The organism is Novosphingobium sp. HR1a (assembly GCF_015594425.1).
GTDB lineage: Bacteria > Pseudomonadota > Alphaproteobacteria > Sphingomonadales > Sphingomonadaceae > Novosphingobium > Novosphingobium resinovorum_A.
Map to the genome: position 1 here is coordinate 1 of NZ_JABXWS010000006.1, position 13,352 is coordinate 13,352.

At 68.7% G+C, this 13,352-nt stretch carries 10 protein-coding genes and 1 tRNA gene; 7 read left to right on the top strand and 4 right to left on the bottom strand.

Features of this window, described 5'->3' with window-relative positions:
* A partial coding sequence (locus HWN72_RS01430) for a thiosulfate oxidation carrier protein SoxY (protein WP_248005735.1) occupies positions 1 to 329 on the bottom strand: 329 nt, incomplete at its 3' end.
* A gap of 58 nt (positions 330 to 387) precedes the next feature.
* Between HWN72_RS01430 and HWN72_RS01435 the strand changes: the two genes are divergently transcribed.
* Positions 388 to 957 (top strand): rhodanese-like domain-containing protein, encoded by a 570-nt coding sequence (locus HWN72_RS01435; RefSeq protein ID WP_211149590.1) that lies wholly within the window; start codon positions 388 to 390, stop codon positions 955 to 957.
* 207 nt (positions 958 to 1,164) lie between these two features.
* Here the strand turns inward: HWN72_RS01435 and HWN72_RS01440 are convergent, their stop codons facing one another.
* A complete protein-coding gene (locus HWN72_RS01440) occupies positions 1,165 to 1,575 on the bottom strand; it encodes a cytochrome c family protein (protein WP_211149591.1) in 411 nt (136 codons plus the stop codon).
* Between the two features lie 174 nt (positions 1,576 to 1,749).
* On the opposite strand from HWN72_RS01440, the gene HWN72_RS01445 reads away from it, so the two are divergent.
* The 6 genes from HWN72_RS01445 to HWN72_RS01470 all read left to right on the top strand — a co-directional run bounded on the left by HWN72_RS01445 (position 1,750) and on the right by HWN72_RS01470 (position 10,174).
* Positions 1,750 to 3,039: a DUF3422 domain-containing protein gene (locus HWN72_RS01445; RefSeq protein WP_211149592.1), complete on the top strand. Its 1,290-nt coding sequence runs from the start codon at positions 1,750 to 1,752 to the stop codon at positions 3,037 to 3,039.
* Positions 3,040 to 3,143: 104 nt separating this feature from the next.
* A tRNA-Leu gene (locus HWN72_RS01450) sits at positions 3,144 to 3,230 on the top strand.
* Positions 3,231 to 3,437: 207 nt separating this feature from the next.
* Positions 3,438 to 4,616: a glycosyl transferase gene (locus HWN72_RS01455; RefSeq protein ID WP_211149593.1), complete on the top strand. Its 1,179-nt coding sequence runs from the start codon at positions 3,438 to 3,440 to the stop codon at positions 4,614 to 4,616.
* Positions 4,617 to 4,780: 164 nt separating this feature from the next.
* Complete coding sequence (locus tag HWN72_RS01460) at positions 4,781 to 5,515, top strand: ImuA family protein (protein WP_211149594.1); 735 nt, start codon at positions 4,781 to 4,783, stop codon at positions 5,513 to 5,515.
* The gene (locus HWN72_RS01465) at positions 5,508 to 6,944 is read left to right on the top strand and encodes a DNA polymerase Y family protein (RefSeq protein WP_248005739.1); all 1,437 of its coding nucleotides are present in this window, start codon (positions 5,508 to 5,510) and stop codon (positions 6,942 to 6,944) included. The genes HWN72_RS01460 and HWN72_RS01465 overlap by 8 nt, the downstream gene beginning before the upstream one ends.
* Positions 6,941 to 10,174, top strand: a complete 3,234-nt coding sequence (locus HWN72_RS01470; RefSeq protein ID WP_211149595.1) for an error-prone DNA polymerase — start codon at positions 6,941 to 6,943, stop codon at positions 10,172 to 10,174. The genes HWN72_RS01465 and HWN72_RS01470 overlap by 4 nt, the downstream gene beginning before the upstream one ends.
* 3 nt (positions 10,175 to 10,177) lie before the next feature.
* Here HWN72_RS01470 and HWN72_RS01475 read toward each other — a convergent pair whose 3' ends face one another.
* A complete protein-coding gene (locus tag HWN72_RS01475) occupies positions 10,178 to 12,709 on the bottom strand; it encodes a sulfite reductase flavoprotein subunit alpha (protein ID WP_211149596.1) in 2,532 nt (843 codons plus the stop codon).
* Positions 12,710 to 12,851: 142 nt separating this feature from the next.
* A complete protein-coding gene (locus tag HWN72_RS01480) occupies positions 12,852 to 13,277 on the bottom strand; it encodes a hypothetical protein (RefSeq protein WP_211149597.1) in 426 nt (141 codons plus the stop codon).
* Positions 13,278 to 13,352 lie beyond the last annotated feature (75 nt).

Genomic DNA, 13,352 nt, shown 5'->3' on the forward strand with positions numbered 1-13,352 from the left:
ATCCGCGTCGCCAGAAACGGCGCGGCGGCGCGGGGGGCATAGTCCACCGCGACGGGAATCGGGTTGAGGTCGGCGAAGATCAGGATGCGCTTCACCTGTGGCAAGGCGCGCGCATCGACGGTGACGGGAAAGACGCGCTGGTTCTCTGCGATTTCAGGTATTTCGACCTTCACGGCAGGGTCGAAGCGTACCGTGGCGCCGCCGAACAGACGCTCGGCGTGATACTCCCACATCGGCGATTTCAGCGGGTCGGCAGGCAGCGCGAAGGCGGCCGGGACCGGCGCGGCGAGGGTGGCGATGAGGGCCAGCAGGATCTTCTTGCGGATCATACCAAGGGCCAATGTAGGCCGGGCCTCGCTCGCGTCATATTGGACCTTGGGAGGAGCCATGGAACGCATCGGACGAAGGCTGGCGATAGGGCTGATTCTGGCGGTCGTTTGCGCCCCGGCAGCGCACGCCGCCGACGACTTCGACATAGATGGCTACCGCACCGCCCGCTACCGCGCGCCGGTGGACCGGCTGCCCGCGCCCGCCCGCCGGATCGCGTTGGAGGACGCGCTCGGGCTGGACGAAGCGCTGTTCATCGACGTGCTTCCGGTCGAGTCCGGCCACCGTGACCCCGCGACCGGCCAGTGGCGCCTCAGCCAGCCGCACGAGACAGTGCCCGGCGCGCTCTGGCATCCGGAGACGGGGCGCAGTCCGGTCGATCCGGTGCTCTGGCGCGGGCTGGAGCAGGCGGTCGCCGAGGCGCGCCGGGGGAGTCCGCGCCTGCCGGTCGTGCTGTTCTGCCGCACCGATTGCTGGATGGGCTGGAACGCCGCGCGGCGTCTGGCGAAAGGCGGCGTGCGTCACGTCTACTGGCTCGCCGAGGGGATCGAGGGCTGGCACGCCGCAGGCCGCGCACTGGTGCGGGCGGAGCCGGTGGTGGTGGCGCCGGGTTCCTGGCTGCCGCAATGATAACGCAGCGTGCGCGTCGACATCCTTCGACAAGCTCAGGCTGAGCGGAGTCGGGTGCCGTGCCCCCCTTTCTCCCCGCTCAGCCTGAGCTTGTCGAAGGCCCCGCGTGCAGGGATTCGCGCCGTTCACTCAAGAACGATGAGAGATGAAAAACCCGCCCGCCGCTGGGTCGCGGCGGACGGGCCCCTTGAGAGTCGGTCGTGAAACTCAGCGCTGCTTCTTGAGGTAGTCGATGATTTCCTTGCGCTTCGCCGCGTCTTTGAGGCCGGGGAAGCTCATGCGGTTGCCGGGGACCAGCGCGCGCGGATTCTCCAGCCACTTGTCGAGCGTGGCGTCGTCGAGCGTCAGGCCCGACTTCTTCACCGCGTCCGAGAAGGCGAACTTGCCCTGGCCCATCTTGTGGCCATAAGTGCCGAACAGGTTCGGGCCGAGCTTGTCGGGCGCGCCCTTGGCGGCGTTGTGGCATACCGCGCAGCGTGCGAACGAGACCGGCGGCGCGGCCGGAGCGGCGGGGGCGGCCTCTGCGGTCGAGGTCAGCGCAGCCTGTCCGCCGAAGCAGGCCACCAGCGCCAGCGCTCCCGCAGCGGCGAGGCCCATGCGCTTCTGCCTGATGTTCATGTCATGTCTCCCGTTAGCCTGTCCTGTGGCCTGTCGCTTTCGCACGGGGCATGGCGGGTCGATATTGGACTTTGGACCGGGCCGATATTCGACCAAGCGGCATCGTACCAAGGGTCACTTGTCCGCCTCCGCCCCGCAGGCGCAGTCTGGCGCCGGGCAAAAGGGGGAGCGGACTTGCTGAACGAGCACAAACTGCGCCGCATGGTAGTGAGCGAGATGCACTTGCGACGCTGGCCTCTGGTCCGCGCGCCGGCCTCGATCGTGCAGTTCGTGCGTGTGCTCGATGCCGCCGACCGCGAGGAGGAACTGGCGGCGATGCGCGCGCTGCCCTCGGCCGGGCCGATAGAGCCGTGCAGTCGGCCTCGCCATCTTTCCGGGACCCTCGCGCCGGGGCTCGCCTTCACATGGGAGCGGCACAGCGAGGCGAGCACGACGACGCTGTTCGTGACCGGCGGCGCGGTGATTCGGCCCGCTCTCAGCGATGCGCTGGCATGGGCGGGGAGCTTGCCGGGCAAGGTCATCCGGGCCTCGCGCGTGCAGCTGGTCGAGGATGAGGCGGCGGCGCTGGCGCTGCTGCCCGAACTCGGCTTCGCGGCGGACGACCTCGTCACCTGCTACATCGGCGATGCGCCCGGAGAACGGCAGGCGCGGATCTGGTCGGACTTCCGGCTGCGCGAGGACGGCTTCGGGGTGATTCTCGCGGCGGCGTGCGGGATGGCGCCCATTGGCGGGGGCGGTGCGCTCTCGCGCACGGTGCAGCGGCTGCAGGAGTTGGGCAACTACCGCAACCTCGCGCTGCTCGGCCTGCCTGTTGCGCGTGAGGGCTGGCGCGCGCTCGACCGGATCGAGGCGATGCTGGGCGAAACCAACCGCGCCGTCGCCCGCCCCGAAGTCACCGACGATGATCTGCTGGAGGACGTGACCCGCCTCTCGATGGAACTGGTGGCGCAGGCCAGCGCCTCCGATTTCCGCATGAGCGCGACCGCCGCCTACGCCACCATCGTCGAGGAGCGGCTGGCCGAACTCAACATCGCCGCGATCCCGGGGCAAGTCTCGCTGGCGGACTTCACCCAGCGCCGCTTCCTGCCCGCCGTGCGGACCTGCGCCGCCCACCGCCGCCGGGCCGAGCAGCTGTCGCAGCGCACGTCGCAGGCACTGGCGCTGCTGAGGGTGCGAATCGAGACGCGAATCGAGAACCAGAACGGCCTGCTCCTCGCCTCGATGGAGCGCAGCGCCTCGCGTCAGTTGCGCCTGCAACAGCTGGTGGAGGGGCTCTCGGTCGTCGCGGTGAGCTACTACGCGCTCGGCCTGATCGCCAAGGTACTGGAAGGCGTGGAGGAACTGGCACCGCGGATTCATGCGCATGTGGCGACCGCGCTGCTGGCCCCGCTGGTCCTCGCGGGGGTGTGGCTGGCCATCCACCGGATGAAGCGGCGCATTCTCGGTCCGGAGGAAGGAAAATGACGCTGGATGAAAATAATCTGCAAGACTCACTTGCCGGGTCCGGATTCGTGCGCTAGTGGCGCGCTCCTGCCCCGGAGCGGATGCAAATCCAGCTCCAAGATTTAGCGGTCGTGGCGGAATTGGTAGACGCGCAACGTTGAGGTCGTTGTGGGCGAAAGCCCGTGGAAGTTCGAGTCTTCTCGACCGCACCAGGCAGTATTCGAACAGCACTGATCATGGCCTTCGGGCTCCCCTCGCAAGAGGGGGATCAGCTGTTCGTATCCTTTTTCGACCAGAAGCATCTGCATGCGGCGACCGGGATTATCCCCGACGCCGGCCATCGCCGCGTTCGGACGGACATGGGCAAATCTGCACGAATGTTACAGAGTCGCTCCACATCACTGCTGTAACGAGGCGCAATGCCCTCCCGGAACGTCCATTCCCGTATCCACGTGCTTGCCATCGGCGGCGCGCATCAGTTCGGCCATATCGTGCCGGTCGCCTGTGAGCTTGCCCGCCGTCATCCGGGGCAGGTACGCCTGTTCGTTTCCGCCGAGGCCGAAGTGGCGGCGGCCATGGCCTATGCAGGGCAGGGCGCGGCGCCCGAGATCGTCGTCATGCGCCTGCCCGCCGTCACTGCGCTGCTGCCGGCCTCGATGCACAAGTTCGTGCGGCTTACGCTCTGGGCGAAGCGGCTGCGCGATGCGGCGGTGATCCTCTGCGCCGAGCGGACCTCCACCATGCTCAAGCGCCTGCCGGGGGATTGCCCGCCGATCCTTCACATCCCCCACGGAGCGGGCGACCGCGCGGTCGGTTTCGAGCCGCGCTTCCGCCTGTTCGATCACGTCATGCTGGCGGGCCGCAAGGACCGCGATCGCCTCGTCGAAGCGGGCTTCGTGAGAGCGCAGGACTGCACCGTTACCGGCCCGGTCAAGCTGGCCGCCGTGCTCGATAATGCGCAGGCCCGGCCACCGCTGTTCGACAACGCGCGGCCGACGATCCTCTACAACCCGCACTTCTCGAAGAAGCTCTCCTCGATCGAGGCGTTCGGGCGGGGGCTGATCGCGGCAGTGGCGGCGGACGGTCGCTACAACCTCGTCGTCGCGCCGCACGTGCGGCTGGCGAAGCGATGGTCGGCGGCGAAGCGGCGCGCGTGGGAGGCGCTGGCGATCCCGGGGCAGGTGATCGTCGACCTCGGCTCGGCGCGCAGCAACGACATGACATATACGCTGGGCGCGGACCTCTACGTGGGCGACGTCAGCAGCCAGGTCTACGAATTCCTCGTCCGCCCGCGCCCGTGCCTGTTCGTCGATGCCAAAGGCGTCGACTGGCAGGACAGCGAGGACTACGCGATGTGGCACTTCGGCGAGGTGATCGCCCCCGACGCCGACCCCGTCGCCGCGATCGAGCGCGCCTTCGCGGCGCACGGGGACTACGTCCAGCAGCAGCGCGAGCGCATGACCTACACCATCGACGGCATCGCGTGGCTGGCTGACGGCACGCCGACTTTCGGCACGCGTTGCCCGGTGCGCGAGGCGGCAGACACGGTGGAACGGTTCGCGGGGCTGAGAATGAAGGCAATCGCGGCAATCGCTTGACCCCCAATTAGCGCGATTATCCACCTATCCTCGTCATCCCCACCTTCGCGGGGATGACGGGATGTGCTTACGGCCTTTCCGGCGGGGATCGAACGGCGGTGTGGACCTGCCTCCAGAATGGGAACATAAGAAGAACATAATTCCCGATTCGTAAGGCCCGTCCCATGTCCCGCCCTCAGGCCCCCGCCTGTATCGAAGATCCGCCCCCGGGCACGCTCCCACGCCTCGCCCGGGCGCAGCTGCACGAGGTCCATGCAGAGGCCGAGGACTGGGCCTCGGCGCTGGCTTTCGCCTTCGGCATGGTGGACGCAGAGAAGGCGCGCCCCGTCCTCCTGCTACGCCCCCGCCGCAAGGGCGCGGGCCTCGTGCCGTGCGGTGAGGGGCTGCGCGCGCTCGGCGTGGACCCGGCGCGGCTGGTGATCGTCGATGCCCGTAACGACGCTGCCCTGCTGCGCGCGGGGCTGGATGCGGCGCGCAGCAGCGGCCCGGCTGCGGTGCTGATGGAAAGCTGGGGGGCGATGCGCGAATACGACCTCGTCGCCAGTCGCCGCCTGATCCTCGCGGCGGAAGGCTCGCGCATCCCGGTGGTGATCCTGCGCGGCGATGCCGAGCCCCGCTCCAGCGCCGCACATACCCGCTGGACGGTTTCCAGCGCCCCCTCGACCCCGCTGGAGATGCGCGCGCCGGGGGCCGCGACGCTGCTCGTCGAACTCGTACGCAGACGCGGCGGCCCGGCGGGGCAGCGCTGGCGGCTGGAATGGAATGAAGACCATGGCGGTTTCCGCGAACTCCCCCTCCACACTGAACCCGCCACCGAAGAGCGCGGGCCGCCGCTACCTGGCACTGTGGTTCCCCTTTCTGCCGTGCGAGCGCGCGCGCCGCTCCGGCGTACTGCCTGAGGGAGATGCCCCGCAGGCCCTCGTCGCGCGCGATGGACAGGCGCTGCGCCTCGCTGCCGTGGACGTGACCGCGATGCGGCAGGGCCTGTCTTCCGGCATGACCCTCGCCGATGCGCGGGCGCGCAGCCCGGACCTTGCCACCGCGCCGCACGATCCCATCGCCGACGCGCGGGTGCTGGAGCAGCTGGCGGGGGCGATGATCGCCTTTACCCCGCTCGTCGCGCTCGATGCGCCCGATGGCCTGCTGCTCGACGTCACCGGCTGCGCGCACCTCTTCGGCGGGGAGGAGGCGCTGGTGCGCCGCGTGGTGAAGGATGTCGGTCCGACTACCCGCCACGCCCTCGCGCCTCACTCTGCCGCCGCCCGTGCGCTTGCCCGCTTCGGTGGGAAGGACGACGTTCGCACTCTTCCGGTCGCCGCGTTGGAACTGGACGAGGGCGCGCTTTCCGGTCTGCGCCGCGCGGGCCTCGAGACGCTGGGCGATCTTGCCGCGCGGCCGATGGCGGGGCTGGCGGCGCGTTTCGGGGAGCTTGCGGTCAGCCGCCTACGCGCCATTCTGGGAGAGACCGGCAGCCCGGTCATCCCCGTGCGCCTGACCGAGCCGATCCGGCTGGAGACGCGCTTTCCCGAACCGCTGGGCCGCACCGACGATGCGCTGGAGGTGGTCGAGGACATGCTCGCGCAGGCCGGGCGCACGATGGAGCAGCGCCAACTGGGCGGGCGGCGCTGGGCGGTCACGCTCCACCGCAGCGACAACCAGCGGCGGCGGCTGGTGGTGGAGACGGGCCTTGCGGTGCGCGATCCCGCCGCCGTCATGCGCCTGCTGCGCGAGCGGATCGACACGCTTTCCGACCCGCTCGACCCCGGCTTCGGCTTCGATGCGATCACCCTGGCGGTGCTCCACGCCGATCACCTGCCCTCGCGCCAGATCCTGCTTGAGAGCGGCAAGGAAGAAAACGCCGATAATGTTTCGGCGCTGGTGGACCAGCTCAGCGTGCGGCTGGGCGAGGACAGCGTGCGCCGCCTGATCCCGCGTGACCGCCACTTGCCCGAGAAGGCGCAGGCGCTGGTTCCTGCGCTGCGCCTGCGAGGCGCCCCATGGCCGGAGCCCGAAGACATGCCGCCCCGCCCGCTGCTGCTACTCGATCCGCCGCAACCGGTCGAGGTGATCGCCGGTGTCCCCGACAGCCCGCCCCAGCGCTTTCGCTGGAAAGGCCGCCTCCACGACGTCACGCTGGCCGAGGGGCCGGAGCGGATCGGCGCGGAATGGTGGCTGAAACGCGGCGGCCACATGCCCGGTGCTGCGGGCGAGACGCGCGACTACTACCGCATCGAGGACGGCGCGGGCCGCCGCTACTGGATCTTCCGCCACGGCCTGTTCAGCGAGAAGCCCGACCCGCGCTGGTATCTCCACGGCCTGTTTCCGTGAACTTCGCCGAACTGGTCACCGCCACCAACTTCAGCTTCCTGCGCGGCGCCTCGCCGGGGGAGGAGATGGTTGCGCGTGCGCTGGCGATGGGCATGACCGGCATCGGCATCGCCGACCGCAACACCGTGGCGGGCGTGGTCCGCGCCCACCGGGTCTGGAAGGAGATGGGGCGGGCGAAAAGCGGGCTGCGCCTGCTCGTCGGCGCGCGGCTGGTCTTCGCGGACGGCACGCCGGACGTGGTCGCCTACCCGATGACCCGCCACGGCTGGGGCCGCCTGACGCGCCTGCTCACCGTGGGCAACCGCAAGGCGAAGAAGGGCGAGTGCGAACTGCACCTGAGCGACCTTGTCGAGCACGCGCAGGATCTGGCGCTGATCGTGATGCCGGGAGATGGGGACGCGGACGAAGCGCTGCTCGCCACCCTGCGCGGTTTGACGCCGAAGCTATGGCTCGCCGCCACGATGCCGCGCGCGGGCCGCGATGCGCGTCGGCTGACGCAGCGCATGGCGCTGGCCGCCCGCGCGGGCGTGCCGCTGATCGCCACCAACGACGTGCTTTACGCTAGCCCGGAGGACCGCCCGATGCAGGACGTGCTCACCTGCATCCGCGAGGGGTTGACCGTCCAGACCGCCGGCCGCCGCCTCGCCGCCAATGCCGAGCGCCACCTCAAGTTCCCCGCCGAGATGGCCCGCCTCTTCCGCGCCTGCCCCGAGGCGCTGACGGCGACGCAGGACCTCATGGCCTGCGTCACCTTCACGCTGGATGATCTCAAATATGAGTACCCCCACGAACCTGTCCCCGAAGGCTGGGAGCCGCAGCCGTGGCTGGAACATCTCGTCATGGAGGGTTCGCGCAAGTGGTTCCCCGATGGCCTGCCGCCCAAGTACCAGGAGACGCTGGACGAGGAATTCGGTCTGATCCGCGAACAGAAGATCGCGTACTACTTCCTCACCGTCCACGACATCGTGCAGTACGCGCGCGGTCTGGAGAAACCGATCCTGTGTCAGGGACGCGGCAGCGCGGCCAACTCGCTGGTCTGCTATTTCCTCGGCGTGACCCCGATCGACCCGGTGCAGGAAAGGCTGCTGTTCACGCGCTTCCTTTCCACCGAGCGCGACGAGCCGCCCGACATCGACGTCGATTTCGAGCACTCCCGCCGCGAGGAAGTGATGCAGTACATCTACCGTCGCTACGGCCGCGAGCGCGCCGGGATCGCCGCGACCACGATCTGCTACCGCCAGCGCAGCGCCATCCGCGAAGTCGGCAAGGTGCTGGGCATGAGCGAGGACGTCACCGCGCGGCTTTCGGGCACCGTCTGGGGCAGTTGGGGCGGCGACGAACTGCCCGAAACGCGGCTGACCGAGGCGGGCTTCGACCCCGGTAATCCGCAGGTGGAGCGCTTGCGCGACATGGTCGGGCGGCTGCTCAACTATCCGCGCCACCTGTCGCAGCACGTCGGCGGCTTCGTGCTGAGCGAAGGGCGGCTCGACGAACTGGTGCCGATCCACAATGCGGCGATGGAGGACCGCACGTTTATCGAGTGGGACAAGAACGATCTGGAATCGCTCGGCCTGATGAAAGTCGACATTCTGGCGCTCGGCATGCTGACGGCGATCCGCAAGAGCTTCGACCTCCTGCGCGATCACGGTTTGCGCGATCTGGAACTGGCCACCGTCCCGCAGGGCGACAAGCCGACCTACGACATGCTGTGCACCGGCGACAGCATCGGCACCTTTCAGGTCGAGAGCCGCGCGCAGATCGCGATGTTGCCGCGCATGAAGCCGCGCATCCTCTACGATCTCGTCATTCAGGTCGCCATCGTGCGGCCGGGGCCGATTCAGGGCGGCATGGTCCATCCCTATCTGCGGCGGCGCACGGGGGAGGAGGAGGTGGTCTTTCCGGGGCCACCGGGAGAGATGGAGGATCTGCTCCACAAGACCATGGGCGTACCGCTGTTTCAGGAACAGGCGATGCGCCTTGCGATCGTCGCGGCGAAGTTCACGCCTGCAGAGGCCGACCGCCTGCGCCGCTCGATGGCCACGTTCCGACGCAACGGTACGATCCACCAGCATCAGGAGAAGTTCGTCAACGGTATGGTTCGGCGCGGCTACCCGCAGGATTTCGCGGAAGGCTGCTTCAAGCAGATCGAGGGTTTCGGCGAATACGGCTTTCCCGAAAGCCATGCGCAGGCGTTCGGGCTGCTGGCCTATGTCTCGTCATGGCTGAAGTGCCACTATCCGGCGGTGTTCACCTGCGCGTTGCTCAACAGCCAGCCGATGGGTTTCTATGCGCCCGCGCAGCTGGTCGCCGATGCGCGCCAGCACGGGGTGGAGGTGCGGCCCATCGACATCGCCGCAAGCTGCTGGGACAACACGCTGGAAGGCGAACGTATCCTGCGCCTTGGCCTCAGGCAGATCGGCGGGTTCAAGGAGAACTGGGCCGAGGCGCTGGAGAAGGCCCGCAAGGTTGCCCCCATCGCCAGCCTCGAAGATGCCGCGCGCCGGGCGAACCTGCCTTCGCGCGCCTTGCGGCTGCTGGCGGATGCCGATGCGCTTGGCTCGCTGGGGCAGAGCCGGCGGCAGGCAGGGTGGGAGGCGCGGCGGGTTCCGGCGGTGCAGCTGCCGCTGTTCGCCGCGCTCGATGCACCCGAACTGGCGAAGGAACCCGACGCCGCGCTCCCGGCGATGGCGCCGTCCGAGGAAGTCGTGGCCGACTACCAGACCCAGCGGCTATCGCTGAAGGGCCACCCGATGCAGTTCCTGCGCGCGCATTTCGAAGGGCAGGGCGCGCTGACCTGCGCCGGGGTCAATGCCGCGAAGGACGGCCGGAAGGTGCGCGTCGCGGGGGTGGTGCTCATCCGCCAGCGGCCGGGCAAGGGCAACGCGATCTTCATCACGATCGAGGACGAGACCGGCGTGGTCAACGCGCTGCTGTGGGCGCGCGAGTTCGAGAAGCAGCGCCGCGCGGTGATGGCCGCGCGGCTGATGGTGATCGACGGTGAAGTGCAGCACAGCAAGGAAGGCGTCGTCCACCTGATGGTCACCTGCGTGACCGACGCCAGCGAGGCGCTGTCCCGCCTCTCGGCTCCGCCCGCGCTCAAGCCCGAGCCGATGCCGGGCGACGCGGTGCGCCATCCGGTCTACGATCCGAACCGCCCGACTTCGGGGCATGCGACACGCGGCCACCCGCGCAACGTGCGCATCCTGCCGCGCTCGCGCGACTTCCACTGACGCTCAGTAGATGTCCCGCAGATAGCGGCCGCCCTCGGCCATCTCCTCCAGCAGCGCATCGCCGAGCACGGCCCGCAACGCCGCATCGACGGCGGGCGCCATGCCCAGCAGGCTGCCGCAGACGAGGATCGTGGCCCCGTCCCCTACCGCTTCGCGCAGGGCGTCGGCGACTTGCGGGATCACCTCCTGCACGTAGCGGCCGCAATCGGGATCGCGCGACCAGGTGCGCTCCAGCCGCGCCAGCGTGCCGTCCGTCAGCCAGCCTCGCAGTTCGGCGTCGAGGAAGGCATCGTGCTCCCGCGAACGCTCGCCCAGCAACAGCCAGTGACCGGCGCTTCCGGCCGCCGCCGCCTGCCGCAGGTGGCCGCGCAGGCCCGCGAGGCCAGTGCCGTTGCCGATGAGGATCAGCTGGCGCTGCTCTTCGGACACGCGGAAGCCGGGGTTGGCATGGAGCCGCAGCGCGATCTCCGTCCCCAGCAGCGCATGCGCGGTCAGCCAGCCCGAACCGAGGCCGAGGTTGCCGTCCTCGCGCCGGACCTGCCGGACGATCAGTTCGATGCATCCGTCGGTCGGGATCGAGGCGATCGAGTATTCGCGGTGAGGAAGCGGGCGAAGTCCAGCGACTATCTCTTCGGGCGTGCCTGCGAGGCTCTCCGGCAGCACGGACTCGGCGATGTGTGCGGTAAGGCTGCGGTTATGTACCTCGTAGGTGCCGTTGAGTGCCGTTCTGTCCAGCAGGGCGCAAACCGCCGCCGGGTCGTTGGCGGGGCGTATTTCGGCGATGTCTCCGGCCTGCCAGTCGAGCGTTTCCCCGTCGAGCGGTTCGAGCGCGATCAGGAACGCCGGACCGCCCGGACTGCCCGGATTGAGCAGTTCTCGCCCGGCCAGACGCCAGCGCCCGTAGCGCGCGGGAGCGAATTCCGCCGCCATCGGATCGGCGCCCAGCGCGGTCAGTTGCTGCTGCCACTGGCGCTCGGCATCGATGTCCTCGCCATCGACCTCGATGGTATCGAACAGTCGCCGCCCGCCGCCTGTGTGGAGCCAGCGATCGACCTCGTGCCCGAAGGCGCAGAACTGAGGATATTCGCGGTCTCCCAAAGCGAGAACGGCGTAGTCGAGGTCCTTCGCCGCAGGCGGCAAGGCCATCGTTTCGCGTGCGAAACGGCGGACGCGGTCAGGCGGTTCGCCTTCGCCATAGGTGCTGACGACGAAGAGCGCGCGCCGCGTTTCCGCCAGCACCGTGCCGTCCACCGAAGACAGCGGCAGGACCTTGGCGCCGCCGAGGACCGCTGCCGTCTGCCGCGCCAGTCGCTCGGCGCCGCCGGTCTGGCTGGCGAAGGCGATCAGCATGTCCGTGTTGGCTGCGCCGCCGGCGGGCAGTCCCTGGACTTGCGCGAGAGCGCGCTTGCGGCGGCGCCGCGCGATGTAGAGCAGCAGCCCGGTGACCGCGAAAAGCGGCATGGCAAGGCTGGTCACGAAGATCACGATGCGGCCGGGGAGCCCGAAGATGGCGCCGCGATGAATTTCGAACATGCTCGTCGCGACGACTTTGCCGAGTACCCTGTCGGCATAGCGATCCGCCTTGAGCAGACGGCCGCTGGCGAGGTCGATGGTGAGGTTGTCGGTCATGCGGTCATGTCGCGCGCCGGCCAGCAGCACGCGGAAAGTCGCCTTCTTGCCCGCTTCGGGCAGCGTCACGAAGACCGAATCGAAGCGGCCGGCGGTCTCGCGCTCCACCGTCTTCCAGGCCGGGGCGAGGAGGACGGGAGGCCGCGGCGCGCCCTTGTCCTTTTTCGGCCCGCCCTCGGCCTCGCCCTTGGCCGAGCCGGTGAGCACGACCATCGCGCCTTGGCGATACCACTCGTAGGACCACCATAGCCCGGTGAACGCACTGAGCAGGTAGACGAGCGCGACCCAGCTGCCGATCACCACATGCAGTTCGCGGTAGAGGTTGCGCCCGCTCTTGCGCCAGTCGAGCACCAGCCACGCGCGCCAGTCGAGCGCGCGGCGGGGCCAGCGCAAGTAGAGGCCGGACAAGGCGAAGAAGATCAGTCCGATCGTGGAAAAGCCGGTGATCTGGCGGCCCCAGCCCTTCGGTCCGCCGGGAAGTGCCAGCCAGCGGTGGAGGTCCTGCACGGTCTGGAAGAACCCGGCGCCGACCGGTTCGCCGAGCAGGCGGCCGTCGCGCGGATCGACGTAGCTGCGCTCGCCGCGCCGCTTGTCCGCACCGGCTTCGAACTGCACCTGCCATGCGCGCGTCGGATCGGCTTCGACGGTGAGCCGCTCCACCCTCAGGCCCTCGTGCAGGGCGGAGGCGCGCGCAATTACCGCATCTGGCGAGAGCGGCGGTGCGTTGCCGGGTTTTAGCGTGACGATGCCGGGGCTCAGCACGCGCATGCTCTCGTTTTCGAAGCTCATCGCGGCCCCGGTCAGGCCCATCGCGGCCAGCACGAGGCCTGCGGTTATGCCCAGCAGCCAATGGATCTGGAACAGAATTCTGCGCGTCACTTCGGCCTTGTCCCCTATGCGGGGCACGCGAAACGGCGCTCCCCCCTGGAGAAAGCACGTGCCGGTTGGCATTGCGGGCTTTCGCTTCCCTCTCGCGAAATTGCGCTAATGCTAGCAAGTTGCAATATCAAGCGATTTTCGGCCGGTTCTCCGGCTTTGCCAGTGTAATTCAGGCTGCGCGGCGACCGGGCGCGGTACGTCCGAACAGGGCATTCCGGCACTCCAGATGGCGCAGAGGAACATAAGCATCCTGCCGGGCAAGCCCGCGCAAATGCTGGATTTTGAGCAAGAGAACCGTAGTGCCGGCCGCCGCCACGCAGGCCTGCCAACGCGGGCCGTCGAGGGTTCCCGAAGCTCCTGCATGGATGCATTCCAGCACGGTTATGAACACCAGGAGTGCACCGACCAAGTCCCCGGCCCGGATCCGCGGCGCTCCCATGAGCAGGACCGACGCGCTCAGAAGGAACCCCGCAGCGGCGACGGTCGGCGTGCAGGCCATCCATAACACCGCCCAGGCAAGGCCTCCGAGGCACAGGGGCGCGGCGGCCCTTGCCGCGATTACCAGATGCTGCGGTGTCACTGCGGGAAAGCTCATGACTTTTCCCTAGCGCCCAATCCTGAAAATCGCGTTTAAAGCATTTTCCAATCAGATGGAAACATCTGATGACCC